Below are 14,929 nucleotides of genomic sequence, written 5' to 3' on the forward strand. Positions count from 1 at the left end.
CGCCCCCCTGTTCCTGTTTGCCGCGATCTAGGCGCGTGTCGGTGTGGCGGGCAAGCGGATCCCGGCCCGGCCCGTGCCGCTAGAACAGGCGGCCGCCGTTCGGCACGGCGCGGTCCGGCGTCATCAGCACCACGGCCCCGTCCTCGTTTGGAAAGCCCAGCGTCAGTACCTCGGACATGAAGCGCCCGATCTGGCGGGGCGGAAAGTTGACGACCGCCGCCACCTGCCGCCCGACCAGCGCTTCGGCGTTGTAGAGCGCCACAATCTGCGCGCTCGATCGCTTGCGCCCGATCACCGGCCCGAAATCGATCGTCAGCTTCCACGATGGCTTGCGCGCCTCCGGGAACGGATCGACCGCGACGATCGTCCCGACGCGGATGTCGACCGCAAGGAAATCGTCGAACGCGATCTCGGACGCCATCGGTGCGGACGGATCGTGGCTCAGGTGCACCGTCGGCTCAATCGCCATGGCCGGCGAAGGGCACTACGCGCACGTCCAGCCCATGCCCCTCGTCGAGGCAGTTCAGATTGATGCTGATCCCGTCCGGATGCGATCGCGGCTTGTAGAAGCTCTTGATGCCGCACTGGCTGCAGAAGATGTGGCGCGCCTTGCCCGTTCCGAACCGATAGGTGGTGGTGTCGCGTTTGCCTTCGATAAGCCGGAACTTCGGCTCCGGCACGATCAGGTGCAGGTAGCGCGTCATCCGGCAGATCGAGCAGTCGCAGTCCAGCACCTCGACCGGGCCTTCCGGCAGCGATGCCTCGAACCGCACCAGGCCGCAGTGGCAACCGCCCTCCACCATCGTCATTGCGCGTCTTGCCCCGTCAGCGGCCGCGCCATCACGACCATGTCTAGCGGTGGATCCACCTTCACCGGAAACGGCCGGATCTCGCCGGTGCGCGCATAGCCACGGCGCTCATAATAGGCCAGCAGCTCGCTGCGGCGCGAGATCACCGTCATCTCGATGCGCGACGCCCCGAACCGGCGCACCGCTTCCGCCTCGGCCGCCGCGATCAGCTGCCGGCCAAGCCCCGCCGCCTGCCGCACCGGATCCACCGTCAGCATGCCGAGATAGGCAGTGCCGGGTGCCACCAGCATAAGCTGCACGCAGCCGACCAGCGTGCCCCCGTCGAAGCTGAGCAGGATCATCGATCGCGCGCCGCTCACCAGCCCGGCCAGTTCCACCGCATCGGTGCGATGCCCCGACAGGAGATCCGCCTCATGTGTCCAGCCGATCTTCGCGCTGTCGCCGCGATAGCCGCGTTCGATCAGCGCGTGGAGGGCGGGGATATCGGCCGGAACGGCGGGGCGGATCGCGATCATGGGCGGGGGACATATCGCGCCCGCCCGTCGCTGTCAGCCATTCGCCTCGCGCTTCAGCAGGTCGGTCTTCATGGCCAGGCCATAGGCATAGCCACCGAGGCTGCCGTCGCCACGCTGCGCACGGTGACAGGGGATCAGCACCGCGACCGGGTTCGCGCCGCAGGCCGATCCCGCTGCGCGCGCCGCGCCCGGCTTGCCGGCCCGCGCTGCCAGCGCGGCGTAGCTCAGCGTCTCGCCAGGTGGGATCCTCGACAGTTCCCGCCATACCGCTTCCTGGAACGCAGTGCCGCGTACGTCGATCGGCAGATCATGTGCACGCGCCGGCTCCGCCACGGCCGCGATCGCGCGCGTGATCAGATCGTCAAGCACGGCGCCGCCCGGCCGGATCGTCGCGTTCGGAAAGCGAGCAGCCAGCACGCTCTCGTCCTCGTCAAACGACAGGCGGCAGATGCCCCGCGCGGTCGCCGCCACCAGCATCCGCCCGAGCACGGTATCCGCGATCGCCCAGCGGATCTCCACGCCGCGCCCGCCATCCCGCCAGACGGAAGGGGTCATCCCGAGCCGATCGTCGGCATCGGCATAGAAGCGGCTGGGGGCGGCATAACCAGCCTCGTAGATCGCGTCGGTCACGGTTCCGTCTCCCTGCAAGGCCCGCTCCGCGCGCCGGGCGCGGACCGCGCGCGCATAGGCGGCGGGGGTCATGCCCATGGCGGTGCTGAACAGGCGGTGGAAATGATGCGGCGCATAGCCGGCAACCGCTGCGATCTCCGCCAGCGCGGGCCGTTCCTCGGCAGATTCGATGAAGGCAGTCGCGGTGGCGATCGCGGCGGCATCGCGCGGCACCTCGTCCGGTCGGCAGCGCAGACAGGCGCGCAACCCAGCCGCCCGCGCGTCCGCGCCATCCGCGAAGAAACGGACGTTGCGGCGGTCCGGGTGACGCGCCGCGCAGGACGGGCGGCAATAGATGCCGGTCGTCAGTACGCCCGTCACGAAGCGGCCGTCAAAGGCGCGGTCGCGGCGCAATACGGCTGCCCAGGCCGCGTCGGTGGTCGGCATTTCAAGGTTGTCGATCTTGGTCATGGGCCCTGTCTGGACCGTTGCGGACGCCATCGCATCCCGCGGCTTGCGATCAAAGTCCAGCCGCCTTGCATCGCGGGGGCACCCCTGCTAACCGGCCGGCGACCCAGGCGGGGGCGCTGATCGGCGGCCCCCTTTTCGCATGGGACGAAATCCATTTGGGGGATTCGACGCGCGTGGAGACTTCCGGCGGTATTCAGGCTAGCCTCAGCGGGCGCTATGCGCTGGCGCTTTTCGGGCTGGCGCGGGACGACAAGGCGATCGAGACCGTATCGGCCAGCCTGGCGACGTTGAAGGCGGCGCTCAAGGAATCCGCCGATCTGCGCAACGTGATCGGATCGCCGCAGGTCGGCCGCGCCGAGGCCGGCCGGATCGTCACCGGCATCGCGCCGGTCCTGGGGCTCGATCCGCTCACCACCAAGTTCCTCGGCGTGCTCGCGCAGAACCGGCGGCTCGGCACGTTGTCCGCCGTGATCCGCGATTACACGCAGCTGGCCGCCCGCCACCGCGGTGAGACCACCGCCGAAGTCGTTTCCGCCCATCCGCTGACCGACGATCAGATCGCCGCGCTCAAGGCCAAGCTGAAGGCCGAGACCGGCAAGGACGTCACCGTCGATCTCAGCGTCGATCCCGCCATTCTGGGCGGCCTGATCGTCAAGCTCGGCAGCCGCCAGATCGACGGCTCCATTCGCACCAAGTTGAACACCCTCGCGCACGCGATGAAAGGCTGAACATGGAAATCCGCGCCGCAGAAATCTCGAAGGTCATCCGCGACCAGATCGCCAACTTCGGCACCGAGGCGGAAGTCTCCGAGGTCGGTCAGGTGCTGTCAGTCGGTGACGGCATCGCCCGCATCCACGGGCTGGACAAGGTCCAGGCCGGCGAGATGGTCGAGTTCGCCAACGGCATCAAGGGCATGGCCCTGAACCTCGAGGCCGACAATGTCGGTGTCGTGATCTTCGGCACCGATTCGGAGATCAAGGAAGGCGATACCGTCAAGCGCACTGGCACCATCGTGGACGTGCCGGTCGGCAAGGGCCTGCTCGGCCGCGTGGTCGATGGCCTCGGCAATCCGATCGACGGCAAGGGCCCGATCGCGTCCGACCAGCGCAGCCGCGTCGAAGTGAAGGCCCCGGGCATCATCCCGCGCAAGTCGGTGCACGAGCCGGTGCAGACCGGCCTCAAGGCGCTCGACGCGCTGGTGCCCGTGGGCCGCGGCCAGCGCGAGCTGATCATCGGCGATCGCCAGACCGGCAAGACCGCCGTCGCGATCGATACCTTCATCAACCAGAAGGCCACTAACCAGGGCGATGACGAGAGCAAGAAGCTCTACTGCATCTATGTCGCGGTCGGCCAGAAGCGCTCGACCGTCGCGCAGATCGTGCGCGCGCTCGAAGAGAATGGCGCGATGGAATATTCCATCGTCGTCGCCGCCACTGCTTCCGACCCTGCCCCGCTGCAGTTCCTGGCGCCCTACACCGGTTGCGCGATGGGCGAATATTTCCGCGACAACGGCATGCACGCCGTGATCGTGTATGACGATCTGTCGAAGCAGGCGGTCGCCTATCGCCAGATGTCGCTTCTGCTGCGCCGTCCGCCGGGCCGCGAAGCCTATCCGGGCGACGTGTTCTATCTCCACTCGCGCCTGCTTGAGCGCGCGGCGAAGATGAACGACGCCAACGGCAACGGATCGCTGACTGCGCTGCCGATCATCGAGACGCAGGCGGGCGACGTGTCGGCCTACATCCCGACCAACGTGATCTCGATCACCGATGGCCAGATCTTCCTCGAGACCGACCTGTTCAATGCGGGCGTCCGCCCCGCGATCAACGTCGGCCTGTCGGTCAGCCGCGTGGGCTCCGCCGCGCAGACCAAGGCGATGAAGAAGGTTGCCGGCTCGATCAAGCTGGAGCTGGCGCAGTATCGCGAGATGGCCGCGTTCGCGCAGTTCGGCTCGGATCTCGACGCCTCCACGCAGAAGCTGCTGAACCGCGGCGCTCGGCTGACGGAGCTGCTCAAGCAGGCACAGTATTCGCCGCTGCCGTTCGAGGAGCAGGTGGTGTCGATCTTTGCCGGCACCAACGGCTATATCGATAGCGTGCCGACCGCGGACGTGGTGCGCTACGAGGCCGCGCTGCTGTCGCACTTCCGCTCGCACCACGCCGATATCCTGGCGTCGATCCGCGACACCAAGGATCTGGGCGACGACACGAAGGCCAAGCTGAAGGACGCGCTCGCCGCGTTCGGCAAGACCTTCGCGTAAGTAGAAGCCGTCGCCCCTGCGCAGGCAGGGGCCCATGTCGCTCTCCGCGAGGGACATCGTTCGCCGATCGAGACATAGGCTCCTGCCTCCGCAGGAGCGACGGGTAGAGAAGAAGACGCACGGAAGATGGCCAGCCTCAAAGCCCTCAAGACGCGGATCAACTCGGTCAAATCGACCCAGAAGATCACCAAGGCCATGAAGATGGTGGCTGCCGCCAAGCTGCGCCGCGCGCAGATGGCGGCGGAGGCCGGACGCCCCTATTCCCAGCGGCTGAACGACGTGATGGCGCGGCTGGCCGCGAACATCGTGGTCGGGCCGGAAAGCCCGCGGCTGCTGGCCGGCACCGGATCGGACCAGCGCCACCTGCTGGTCGTCGCCACCTCGGAGCGCGGCTTGGCCGGCGCGTTCAACACCAATATCGTGCGGGCCGCGCGCAAGCGGGCGGACGAGCTGATCGCACAAGGCAAGGACGTGAAGTTCTACCTGATCGGCAAGAAGGGCCGCGCCGTCCTCCAGCGGCTGTTCCCGGGCAAGATCGTCCACCAGGTCGATCAGACCCACATCAAGAACGTCGCCTTCACCGATGCGCTCGAGGTCGCCCGTGACCTGACCGCGCGGTTCGAGGCGGGCGAGTATGACGTGGCCGAGCTGTTCTACGCCAAGTTCCAGTCGGCACTGGTGCAGATTCCCACCGCGCAGCAGATCATCCCCGTCGCGATCCCGAAGGCGGTCGAGACCGGCAAGTCCGATGTCGCCGCGGCCGCGGTCGAATATGAGCCCGACGAGGAATCGATCCTCGCCGAACTGCTGCCGCGCAACGTGGCCGTCCAGCTTTTCCGCGCGATGCTGGAGAATGCGGCGTCCGAACAGGGCAGCCGGATGACCGCGATGGACAACGCCACCCGCAACGCGGGCGACATGATCAACAAGCTGACCATCCAGTATAACCGCCAGCGCCAGGCTGCGATCACGACCGAACTCGTCGAGATCATCGCCGGCGCCGAGGCGCTGTAAGCCAGAGACAAGGAACCAGACGATGGCAACCGCCCCCCTGCAGACCACCAACAATGTCGGCCAGATCAGCCAGGTCATCGGCGCGGTCGTCGACGTGACCTTCGAGGATCAGCTGCCGGCGATCCTGAACGCGCTCGAGACCCGCAATGGCGACACCCGCCTGGTGCTCGAAGTCGCCCAGCATCTGGGTGAGAACACCGTTCGCACGATCGCGATGGACTCGACCGAAGGCCTGACCCGCGGCCAGGCCGTAACCGATACCGGCAGCCAGATCCGGGTGCCCGTCGGACCGATGACGCTCGGCCGCATCCTGAACGTGATCGGCGAGCCGATCGACGAGCGCGGCCCGGTCAATGCTGCGACCACCGGCCCGATCCACGCCCCTGCCCCGCTGTTCGTCGACCAATCGACCGACACCTCGATCCTTGTGACGGGCATCAAGGTGATCGATCTGCTGGCGCCTTATGCCAAGGGCGGCAAGATCGGCCTGTTCGGCGGCGCCGGCGTCGGCAAGACCGTGCTGATTCAGGAACTGATCAACAACATCGCCAAGGGCCATGGCGGCACCTCGGTATTCGCTGGCGTCGGTGAGCGCACCCGCGAGGGCAACGATCTCTATCACGAGTTCCTGGATGCCGGCGTCATCGCCAAGGATGCCGACGGCAACCCGACGCCGGAAGGCTCGAAGGTGGCGCTGGTGTTCGGCCAGATGAACGAGCCGCCGGGCGCCCGCGCCCGCGTCGCGCTGTCGGGTCTAGCGATCGCGGAATATTTCCGCGACCAGGAAGGCCAGGACGTGCTGTTCTTCGTCGATAACATCTTCCGCTTCACCCAGGCGGGTTCGGAAGTGTCGGCGCTGCTGGGCCGCATCCCCTCGGCGGTGGGCTATCAGCCGACGCTGTCGACGGACATGGGCGCGCTGCAGGAGCGGATCACTTCGACCAACAAGGGTTCGATCACCTCGGTGCAGGCGATCTACGTGCCCGCGGACGACTTGACCGATCCGGCGCCGGCCACCTCCTTCGCCCACTTGGACGCTACCACCGTGCTCAGCCGCGCCATCTCCGAGCTCGGCATCTATCCGGCGGTCGATCCGCTGGATTCGACGAGCCGCGTGCTGACCCCGGCCGTCGTCGGCCAGGAGCATTACGACACCGCCCGCCGCGTCCAGGAGACGCTGCAAAAGTACAAGTCGCTGCAGGACATCATCGCGATCCTGGGCATGGACGAGCTGTCCGAAGAGGATAAGCTCACCGTCAGCCGCGCCCGCAAGATCCAGCGCTTCCTCAGCCAGCCGTTCCACGTCGCCGAAGTCTTCACCGGCATCTCGGGCAAGTTCGTGCAGATCGAGGAGACGGTGAAGAGCTTCAAGGCGGTGGTCGAAGGCGAGTATGACCATCTGCCCGAAGCCGCCTTCTACATGGTCGGCGGCATCGACGAGGCGGTCGAGAAGGCCAAGAAGCTGGCCGAAGCCGCCTGAGCTATTTGATCACCCCCCCCTTCGGGGAGGGGATTGAGGACTGATATCGATGCCCCTGCACTTCGAACTCGTGACTCCGGAAAAGCTCGTCCGCTCGGAGGACGTCTACATGGTGGTCGTGCCCGGCACCGAAGGCGATTTCGGCGTGCTCGAGGGCCATGCGCCGTTCATGTCGGTCGTCCGATCGGGTGAACTGCAGATCCTGTCTGGCCCCAGCACGGTTTCCGCCCGCATCCATGTCGAAGGCGGGTTCGCGGAAGTGAACGACAAGGGATTGACCGTGCTGGCCGAGGAAGCCCGCGAGATCGCCTGACTTTCCGGCATTTGCTGAAAGCTGGTGAAAGGCCATCGTTTTCAGGACGGTGGCCTTTCGCTTTCCGGGCTTGGTTAGGAAATTGTCAAAGTCTGGCGGTTAACCCTGCGCTGCGAACAAGTGTTGTGTGGGGTTTGGCTGACCATGAGTGCATTCGGCAAGCGCAGCGGAACAGGTGGCGGCCAGCGACCGGCGTTCGGGGTGGCGCGGCCCATGCAGGGCGGCGGCAAGCCGGCCGACGGCGGCACGCAATTCCCGCCGATCGAAACGGTCGAGCTGCCCGGCGGCATGGGGATGCCCGCTGCACACCAGGATGCGATGTCGCGGCTCACCGAGCGTCAGGATGCCTCGGGTGAAGCCGGCAAATCGGTGGTCGAGGGTTTCGAGGCGTCGGTCCACAAGATCAAGGAACAGGTGCTTCCCCGCCTGCTGGAGCGGGTCGATCCCGAGGCCGCGGCCACGCTGACCAAGGACGAGCTGGCGGAGGAATTCCGCCCGATCATCGGCGAGGTTCTGGCAGAGCTGAAGATCACGCTGAACCGCCGCGAGCAATTCGCGCTGGAAAAGGTGCTGGTCGATGAGTTGCTCGGGCTCGGGCCGTTGGAGGAACTTCTGTCCGATCCGCTGATCACCGACATCATGGTGAACGGCCCGGACCAGACCTACATCGAAAAGAAGGGCAAGCTGGAAATCGCGAACATCGCGTTCCGCGACGAGGAGCATCTGTTCCAGATCGCGCAGCGGATCGTGTCCAAGGTCGGCCGCCGCGTCGACCAGACGACACCGCTGGCCGACGCCCGCCTGGCCGACGGATCCCGCGTCAACGTGATCGTGCCGCCGCTGTCGCTGCGCGGCACCGCGATCTCAATTCGTAAATTCTCCGCCAAGCCGATCACGCTCGACATCATGGCGGGCTTCGGATCGATGAGCCCGAAGATGGCGACAGCGCTGAAGATCGCGGGGGCCAGCCGGTTCAACATCGTCATTTCGGGCGGCACCGGCTCCGGCAAGACGACGATGCTGAACGCGCTGTCGAAGATGATCGACCCCGGCGAGCGCGTGATCACCATCGAGGACGCGGCCGAACTTCGCCTGCAGCAGCCGCACTGGCTGCCGCTGGAAACCCGCCCGCCGAACCTGGAAGGGCATGGCGCGGTCACCATCCGCGACCTCGTGGTCAACGCGCTGCGTATGCGCCCGGATCGCATCATCCTGGGCGAAATCCGCGGCAGCGAGTGTTTCGACATGCTCGCCGCCATGAACACGGGTCACGATGGCTCGATGTGTACGCTCCACTCCAACAGCCCGCGCGAGGCGCTGGCGCGTATGGAGAACATGGTGATGATGTCCGACATCAAGGTGCCGAAGGAAGCGATCAGCCGCCAGATCGCCGACTCGGTCGATCTGATCATCCAGGTGAAGCGCCTGCGCGACGGATCTCGCCGCGTGACCAACATCACCGAGGTGATCGGCATGGAGGGTCCGGTGATCGTCACCCAGGAGCTCTTCAAGTTCGAATATATCGACGAAGATGCCGACGGAAAGATCAAGGGCGAGTATCGCGCGATGGGCCTGCGCCCCTACACGTTGGACAAGGCAAAGCAGTTCGGCTTCGACCAGCCCTATCTGGAAGCCTGCCTCTGATGGAGGCGGGGCGACCCGCTCGATGACATGACAAGCGTCGCCCTCCCCCGCGCCGCCGCCGCCCCGCTCGCGATATCCATGCGAGCGGTCGCAGGCACGGCTTTCGGGCTGCTGGCGTTGCCGCACCTGCTGCTCGGTAGCTTCCTCGGCTTCTCGGCGCCGGTGCTCGGGCTGTCCGCGATAGCCATCGCTGTGCTGGGCGTTTTATTCGCCCGCGGTTTCTCCGGCGCGATACCTGCCCACACGGCCATAGCGTGCCTGGCGATCGCGACCGGCCTCTGCCTGCTCGGCGGCGAGGGGCGGATCTTCCACGCCAATCTCGATTGGCAGGTCCGCGATGCCGTGCTGCGCGATCTCGTGGTCTACCCGTGGCCGTTCGCCTACGCCGGAGCAGATCGGCTCATCCTGCGGCTGCCGTCCGCCATGTATCTACTGCCTGCGCTAATCGGCAAGGCCAGCGGTGTCGGCACGGCCCAGGTCGCGCTTCTCGCCTGCAACAGCGTGCTGCTCGGTAGCCTGTTCGCGCTCGGCGCGGCGTTGTTCGAGGGCAGCCGCGAGCGCCGCATCGCGATCTCGTTGCTCGTCGCGTTCTCGGGCTTGGATGCGTTGGGCAAGCTGCTGATGGCCCAGCCGGTCTCCGACCACATCGAATGGTGGAGCAGCCAGCAATATTCGTCGATGCTGACCCTGCTCTTCTGGGTTCCCCAGCACGCGATCGCTGGTTGGACCGCAGCCTTGCTCTATCTGCTCTGGCGTGCCGGTCGGATCGGCCTGCCGGTGCTGCTCGTGCCGATGCCCCTGCTTGCGCTGTGGTCGCCGCTCGCCCTTGCAGGTGCGATGCCGTTCCTGGCCCATGCAGGCATGGCTCGGCTGCTCGACCGAGGCCTGCGCCCCGCTGATCTGCTGCCCGCACTTGCGGCGCTGGCAGTCGCGATCCCGTCCTTGCTGTATCTGGCGACAGGCAGCGGCGGCGCCGTGGGCGGGGGCGAGCGGCCGATGCGCTGGCCCGAACATCTGCTGTTCGTGTCGATCGAGGTTGTGCCCTACCTGCTCGCCATCGCTCGCACGCGAGAGACTATGCGCTTCGGTGGCGCCACGCTGGCAATCACCGGCGCGACGCTGCTTCTGCTTCCGCTCGCGTCGAGATCCGGGGACATCAACCTCGTCATGCGACTTAGCATCGCTCCGCTGGCGATCCTGGCCGTGCAGACCGCCGATCTACTCATCCGATCGAAAACTTCCAGCAATAACCGGTTGTGGGCCACAGTCGTGGCGATCGCGCTCATGATCGGCGCCGTCACACCCGCGCTGGAGATCGCACGCGCGATCAGGCTGCCCGTCAATCCGATCCGCCCGTGCAGCTATCTGGCCGTCGTCCCTGGCGGCGCGCCGACCTATGTCGCGCCCCTTGCCCGGCTGCCGTCGCCGATCCGGCCCGTCGGCGCCGCCATCGCGCGGCCGGAGGACCGCCCCGCCTGCCGCGAGACGATCCTGCAGAGGCGTTGAAAACGCTAGCTTTTCAAAGCCAGCGCAGCGGCGATCAGACCCGCGAACAGCGCCGCCAGCAGGATCTCGGTCCACGGGACCCAACCAACCCGGTCGAGATCGCGTCGCTTCGTGCGTCGACGCTCGCCCACCGCGGCGACCAAGACCACTGCCGCCGATCCCGCCGCCACGCCCCACAGCCCTGCTTGCATCCGTCACGCACCCTGTCCAAGGTCCGGCCAAGATTATGCATCGGAGAGCGTGCGTGAACAAAGCCCTGATTTCCGCCCTGGTCGCGCTGAGCGCCACTGCCCCCACCATCGCCCAGCCAGCGCCCGCCACCATCAAGGCCGCGGTTGCCGACAGCCGCCGTAGCGAGGCGAACCGCGCCCGCGATCAATATCGCCACCCGGTCGAGACGCTGACCTTCTTCGGCGTGAAGCCCAACCAGACAATCGTCGAATTCATCCCAGGCGGCGGCTGGTACACCGAGATCCTGGCGCCGCTGGCATCCGCGAAGGGCCGATATGTCGCTCTCGTCAGTCCGCGCAGCGCCGAGTTGGCCAACAAGCTGATCGCCGACAAGCAGGCGTGGTTCGGCCCGGCGACTGTCGCGACGCTTGATACCGCGACTGGCACCACCACAGTGGCGCCGGGCTCGGCAGATGTCGTGCTGACGTTCCGCAACGTCCATAACCTGACGATGGGCGGCGATCGCGCCACCGCGCCCAATGCCTTCAAGGCGTTCTATGCGATGCTCAAGCCCGGCGGCACGCTGGGCGTGGTCGAGCATCGCCTGCCCGAAGCCCGCAATTCGGCCGAGGAGCAGAAGTCGGGTTATCTGAAGCGATCGACGGTAGTCAGGCTCGCCACCGACGCCGGCTTCAAGCTGGCCGGCGAGAGCGAGGTGAACGCCAATCCGAAGGACACGGCCGATCACCCCGAAGGCGTATGGACGCTGCCGCCGGTAATGCGCCTGAAGGATGTCGACGCAGCCAAATACCGCGCGATCGGCGAGAGTGACCGGATGACGCTGAAGTTCATCAAGCCGAAGCGCTGATCAGCCTTTCCGGGCGGCCGCAGCGGCGGCGTTCGCCTTGCCCCGCTCCCCGCCCCCTGCTAGCGCGCCGCTTTCCCGATAACGAGGTTCTTCGACGATGGCTGAGAATGAAAGCGCGCCCGAATTCGGCGAACCGCTGGCCAATGGTGCGGATACCGCGCCGCAGGTCGGCGTGATCACGCAATATGTGAAGGATCTCTCATTCGAGAATCCGCACGCGCCGCACGCCTTCCAGTGGCAGACCCAGCCGAAGATCGACGTCCAGTTCAACATCGGATCGAACCAGGTCGCCGAGGATGTGTACGAGGTCTCGCTGAAGATCGAGGCGCGCGCCGAGGTCGAGGACAAGGTCGCGTTCGTGGTTGAGCTCGTCTACGCTGGCCTCTTCGGCCTGCGTAACGTGCCCGAGGAAGCGATGCAGCCATTCCTGCTGGCGGAAGCGCCGCGCATCCTGTTCCCGTTCGCGCGCCGGATCATCGCCGATGTCACGCGCGACGGAAACTATCCGCCGCTGATGCTCGAGCCGATCGATTTCGCCGCGATGTACATTGCCCAGGCGCAGGCGCAGTCCGGCGAAGGCCAGCAGATCGGCCAGGCCTGATCGGCACGCGCCACCGGCGGCGCAGGCGGGACAGCAGTCGATGAACATGCTCAAGGCGGTCGGCACGATCGGCGGTCTCACGATGGTGAGCCGCGTGTTCGGCTTCGCGCGCGAGATGATGATGTCGCGGATCATGGGGGCGTCGGGCGCGGCCGATGCCTTCCTGGTCGCCTTCCGGCTGCCAAACACCTTCCGCCGCCTGTTCGGCGAAGGGGCCTTTTCCGCCGGTTTCGTGCCGCTCTTCTCGCAGCGCTTCCACGGTCCTGGCGGGATCGAGGAAGCCAAGCGCTTCTCGGAAGACGTGTTGGCCGTCTTCCTGCCCACCCTGTTCCTGTTCACGCTGCTGTTCGAATTGGCGATGCCGCTGTTCGTGGCGGCGATCGCCTCGGGTTACACCGGCGCCAAGTTCGAACTGACGGTGTTCCTGACCCGGATCACCTTTCCTTATCTGCTGTTGATCAGCCTCGTCTCGCTGTTCTCCGGCATCCTCAATTCGCTGACGAAATTCGCCGCCGCCGCTTTTGCGCCCGCGCTGCTCAACGTCGCGATGCTGCTCGCGCTCATCCTGTATCCGCAAGGCGGCGTCGTCTCGGCGACGGCGCTGGCGTGGGGCGTCACCGCGGGCGGCGTGCTCCAGCTGGCGATGCTTTGGCATAGTGCGCGGCGCGCGGCCATCTCGCTGCGGCTGCGGCGGCCGCGGATCACGCCATCGGTCAGGCAGTTCTTCGTCGTGGTGATCCCCGCCACGCTGGGTGCGGGCGTCTATCAGATCAGCCAGCTGATCGACACGTTCTTCGCCACCCGCCTGCCCGAAGGCTCGATGAGCTACCTCAACTATTCGGATCGGCTCAATCAGCTGCCGCTGTCGGTGATCGGCACCGCGCTCGGCACCGCGATCCTTCCGCAGATCAGCCGCTTCATCGCCAAGGGCGAACCGCACGAGGCGGCGAAGGTGCAGGGCCAGGCGGTCGAGCTGGCGATGCTGCTGTGCCTGCCCGCCGCACTGGCGCTGGGCGTGGTCGCGGGGCCGCTGGTGGCGGCGCTCTTCCAGGGCGGCAAGTTCACCGCGCAGGATGCCTTCGTCACCGGCAACACGCTGGCGATCATCGTCTCCGGCCTCCCTGCCTATGTGCTGGTTAAGGTCATCACACCCGGCTTCTATGCGCGCGAGGATACCGCCACTCCGGTCAAGACCGCGGTCGTCGTGCTCGTCGCCAACGTGATCCTCAACTTCGCGCTGATCCCGCCGCTCGGCATCTACGGGCTGGCGATCGCGATCGCCGCCTGTTCCTGGCTGAACGCGATCATGCTCTACGTCATCCTCGCCCGCCGCCGCCATTTCAGGATCGAGGGCTGGCTTTGGAGCCGGATCGCGCGCCAGTTCGCCGCCGGTGGTGTGATGGTGGCGCTGCTCTATGCGCTGAAGCTGGTGCTGGCGGACTGGTTTGCCGGATCGGTGATAGAGCGGATGGCCGGCGTCGCCGCGCTGGTCGGCGTCGGCGGTGTCGCCTATTTCGGCGTGGCGTGGATCGTCGGCGCGCTCGATCGAGAGGCGATGCTCATCCTCATGCGCCGCAAGAAGAAGGAAGCGTGATGCGCGTCGTCTCGGGCATCCAGCCCACCGGCAATCTCCACCTCGGCAATTATCTTGGCGCGATCCGCAACTGGGTGCGGATGCAGGACGATCATGAGGCCGACACCTGTTTCTTCTTCCTCGCCGATCTCCATGCGATCAGCGTCCACAACGAGCCTGCCCAGCTGAAGGCGAACATTCGCGAAATGGCGGCGGCACTGATCGCCGCCGGTGTCGATCCCGATCGCGCCACGCTGTTTCGCCAGGCGCATGTGCCCGCCCATGTCGAGCTGTGCTGGCTGTTGAACGGCACCGCGCGGATCGGCTGGCTCAACCGGATGACCCAATTCAAGGAGAAGTCCGGCAAGAACCGTGAGGGTGCCTCGATCGGCCTCTATGCCTATCCGGTGCTGCAAGCGGCCGACGTCCTGCTCTACAACGCGACTCACGTGCCGGTGGGTGACGATCAGAAACAGCATCTGGAGCTGGCGCGCGATATCGCGACCAAGTTCAACACCGATTTCGAGACCGATCTGTTCGTGCTGCCCGAACCCTTCATCCCGCCCGCCGCCGCGCGCATCATGTCGCTGCGCGACGGCAGCGCGAAGATGTCGAAGTCCGATCCGTCGGATATGAGCCGGATCAACCTGACCGACGACAGTGACACCGTCGCCGCGAAGGTTCGAAAGGCCAAGACAGATCCCGATCCGCTGCCCGCCGAGGCAGCCGGGCTCGAGGGGCGCGCCGAAGCGAAGAATCTGGTCGGCATCTACGCCGCACTGACCGGCGAGACGGTGGATGCCGTGCTCGGCCGCGTCGCCGGCCAGGGGTTCGGCAGCTTCAAGCCGGCGTTGGCGGATCTGCTGATTGAAACCCTCGCTCCGATCCGCGCCCGGCTCGAGGATCTTCGGCGCGATCCGGCCGAGCTCGACCGGCTGCTGGCGCGCGGCGCGGAGAAGGCGCGCGCTGCCGCCGCGCCACAGCTGGCGGCGGCCTATGCGGCAATGGGGCTGGATTAGGTCTGAGGAGCCGCGCAACCACTCGGTTCCCGCTTCGTTCAACGATGGTTCAGCACACTTGGCCGATGACGTGTCA

General features: G+C 66.4%; 16 protein-coding genes. 11 read left to right on the forward strand and 5 right to left on the reverse strand.

Annotated features, from left to right (window positions below):
- Positions 1–79 precede the first annotated feature (79 nt).
- The 4 genes from ABC347_RS05380 to ada are packed head-to-tail and all read right to left on the reverse strand — an operon-like array spanning position 80 to position 2,404.
- The gene (locus ABC347_RS05380; RefSeq protein WP_413247005.1) at positions 80–451 is read right to left on the reverse strand and encodes a tRNA-binding protein; all 372 of its coding nucleotides are present in this window, start codon (positions 449–451) and stop codon (positions 80–82) included.
- Positions 452–458: 7 nt separating this feature from the next.
- Complete coding sequence (locus ABC347_RS05385) at positions 459–809, reverse strand: GFA family protein (protein ID WP_413244709.1); 351 nt, start codon at positions 807–809, stop codon at positions 459–461.
- Complete coding sequence (locus tag ABC347_RS05390) at positions 806–1,324, reverse strand: GNAT family N-acetyltransferase (protein ID WP_413244710.1); 519 nt, start codon at positions 1,322–1,324, stop codon at positions 806–808. Before ABC347_RS05390 ends, ABC347_RS05385 begins: the two co-directional genes overlap by 4 nt.
- A 33-nt stretch (positions 1,325–1,357) precedes the next feature.
- Complete coding sequence (ada, locus tag ABC347_RS05395) at positions 1,358–2,404, reverse strand: bifunctional DNA-binding transcriptional regulator/O6-methylguanine-DNA methyltransferase Ada (protein ID WP_413244711.1); 1,047 nt, start codon at positions 2,402–2,404, stop codon at positions 1,358–1,360.
- Positions 2,405–2,577: 173 nt separating this feature from the next.
- On the opposite strand from ada, the gene ABC347_RS05400 reads away from it, so the two are divergent.
- From ABC347_RS05400 to ABC347_RS05430, 7 genes are all read left to right on the forward strand, one after another.
- Entirely contained in the window at positions 2,578–3,132 is a 555-nt protein-coding gene (locus tag ABC347_RS05400) for a F0F1 ATP synthase subunit delta (RefSeq protein WP_413244712.1), read from the forward strand.
- A 2-nt stretch (positions 3,133–3,134) separates the two neighbouring features.
- Positions 3,135–4,664 (forward strand): F0F1 ATP synthase subunit alpha, encoded by a 1,530-nt coding sequence (gene atpA / locus ABC347_RS05405; protein ID WP_413244713.1) that lies wholly within the window; start codon positions 3,135–3,137, stop codon positions 4,662–4,664.
- Positions 4,665–4,790: 126 nt separating this feature from the next.
- Positions 4,791–5,678: a F0F1 ATP synthase subunit gamma gene (locus ABC347_RS05410; RefSeq protein ID WP_413244714.1), complete on the forward strand. Its 888-nt coding sequence runs from the start codon at positions 4,791–4,793 to the stop codon at positions 5,676–5,678.
- Positions 5,679–5,700: 22 nt separating this feature from the next.
- Positions 5,701–7,158, forward strand: a complete 1,458-nt coding sequence (gene atpD / locus ABC347_RS05415; RefSeq protein ID WP_413244715.1) for a F0F1 ATP synthase subunit beta — start codon at positions 5,701–5,703, stop codon at positions 7,156–7,158.
- Between the two features lie 49 nt (positions 7,159–7,207).
- Positions 7,208–7,471 carry an ATP synthase F1 subunit epsilon gene (locus tag ABC347_RS05420; protein ID WP_413244716.1) on the forward strand — a complete coding sequence of 88 codons (264 nt, stop codon included), beginning with the start codon at positions 7,208–7,210 and terminating at the stop codon, positions 7,469–7,471.
- Positions 7,472–7,615: 144 nt separating this feature from the next.
- Positions 7,616–9,115, forward strand: a complete 1,500-nt coding sequence (locus tag ABC347_RS05425) for a TadA family conjugal transfer-associated ATPase (protein WP_413244717.1) — start codon at positions 7,616–7,618, stop codon at positions 9,113–9,115.
- A gap of 27 nt (positions 9,116–9,142) precedes the next feature.
- A complete protein-coding gene (locus ABC347_RS05430; RefSeq protein ID WP_413244718.1) occupies positions 9,143–10,621 on the forward strand; it encodes a hypothetical protein in 1,479 nt (492 codons plus the stop codon).
- A gap of 5 nt (positions 10,622–10,626) precedes the next feature.
- Here ABC347_RS05430 and ABC347_RS05435 read toward each other — a convergent pair whose 3' ends face one another.
- A complete protein-coding gene (locus tag ABC347_RS05435; protein ID WP_413244719.1) occupies positions 10,627–10,812 on the reverse strand; it encodes a hypothetical protein in 186 nt (61 codons plus the stop codon).
- Between the two features lie 35 nt (positions 10,813–10,847).
- On the opposite strand from ABC347_RS05435, the gene ABC347_RS05440 reads away from it, so the two are divergent.
- The 4 genes from ABC347_RS05440 to trpS all read left to right on the forward strand — a co-directional run bounded on the left by ABC347_RS05440 (position 10,848) and on the right by trpS (position 14,853).
- The gene (locus ABC347_RS05440) at positions 10,848–11,660 is read left to right on the forward strand and encodes a class I SAM-dependent methyltransferase (protein ID WP_413244720.1); all 813 of its coding nucleotides are present in this window, start codon (positions 10,848–10,850) and stop codon (positions 11,658–11,660) included.
- A 97-nt stretch (positions 11,661–11,757) separates the two neighbouring features.
- Positions 11,758–12,261, forward strand: coding sequence for a protein-export chaperone SecB (gene secB / locus ABC347_RS05445; protein WP_413244721.1), 504 nt, complete (start codon positions 11,758–11,760; stop codon positions 12,259–12,261).
- Between the two features lie 40 nt (positions 12,262–12,301).
- Complete coding sequence (gene murJ / locus ABC347_RS05450; RefSeq protein WP_413244722.1) at positions 12,302–13,855, forward strand: murein biosynthesis integral membrane protein MurJ; 1,554 nt, start codon at positions 12,302–12,304, stop codon at positions 13,853–13,855.
- Entirely contained in the window at positions 13,855–14,853 is a 999-nt protein-coding gene (trpS, locus tag ABC347_RS05455) for a tryptophan--tRNA ligase (protein WP_413244723.1), read from the forward strand. Before murJ ends, trpS begins: the two co-directional genes overlap by 1 nt.
- The last annotated feature ends 76 nt before the right edge of the window (positions 14,854–14,929 follow it).

The sequence above is a fragment of the Sphingomonas canaveralia genome (genome assembly GCF_047238125.1).
Lineage (GTDB): Bacteria > Pseudomonadota > Alphaproteobacteria > Sphingomonadales > Sphingomonadaceae > JBDFMH01.

Coding starts and splice junctions, on each gene's coding strand:
- ABC347_RS05385 (WP_413244709.1), bottom strand. CDS start 809: ATGACGATGGTGGAGGGCGGTTGCCACTGCGGCCTGGTGCGGTTCGAG.
- ABC347_RS05390 (WP_413244710.1), bottom strand. CDS start 1,324: ATGATCGCGATCCGCCCCGCCGTTCCGGCCGATATCCCCGCCCTCCAC.
- ada (WP_413244711.1), bottom strand. CDS start 2,404: ATGACCAAGATCGACAACCTTGAAATGCCGACCACCGACGCGGCCTGG.
- atpA (WP_413244713.1), top strand. CDS start 3,135: ATGGAAATCCGCGCCGCAGAAATCTCGAAGGTCATCCGCGACCAGATC.
- ABC347_RS05410 (WP_413244714.1), top strand. CDS start 4,791: ATGGCCAGCCTCAAAGCCCTCAAGACGCGGATCAACTCGGTCAAATCG.
- atpD (WP_413244715.1), top strand. CDS start 5,701: ATGGCAACCGCCCCCCTGCAGACCACCAACAATGTCGGCCAGATCAGC.
- ABC347_RS05420 (WP_413244716.1), top strand. CDS start 7,208: ATGCCCCTGCACTTCGAACTCGTGACTCCGGAAAAGCTCGTCCGCTCG.
- ABC347_RS05425 (WP_413244717.1), top strand. CDS start 7,616: ATGAGTGCATTCGGCAAGCGCAGCGGAACAGGTGGCGGCCAGCGACCG.
- ABC347_RS05430 (WP_413244718.1), top strand. CDS start 9,143: ATGACAAGCGTCGCCCTCCCCCGCGCCGCCGCCGCCCCGCTCGCGATA.
- ABC347_RS05435 (WP_413244719.1), bottom strand. CDS start 10,812: ATGCAAGCAGGGCTGTGGGGCGTGGCGGCGGGATCGGCGGCAGTGGTC.
- ABC347_RS05440 (WP_413244720.1), top strand. CDS start 10,848: ATGCATCGGAGAGCGTGCGTGAACAAAGCCCTGATTTCCGCCCTGGTC.
- secB (WP_413244721.1), top strand. CDS start 11,758: ATGGCTGAGAATGAAAGCGCGCCCGAATTCGGCGAACCGCTGGCCAAT.
- murJ (WP_413244722.1), top strand. CDS start 12,302: ATGAACATGCTCAAGGCGGTCGGCACGATCGGCGGTCTCACGATGGTG.
- trpS (WP_413244723.1), top strand. CDS start 13,855: ATGCGCGTCGTCTCGGGCATCCAGCCCACCGGCAATCTCCACCTCGGC.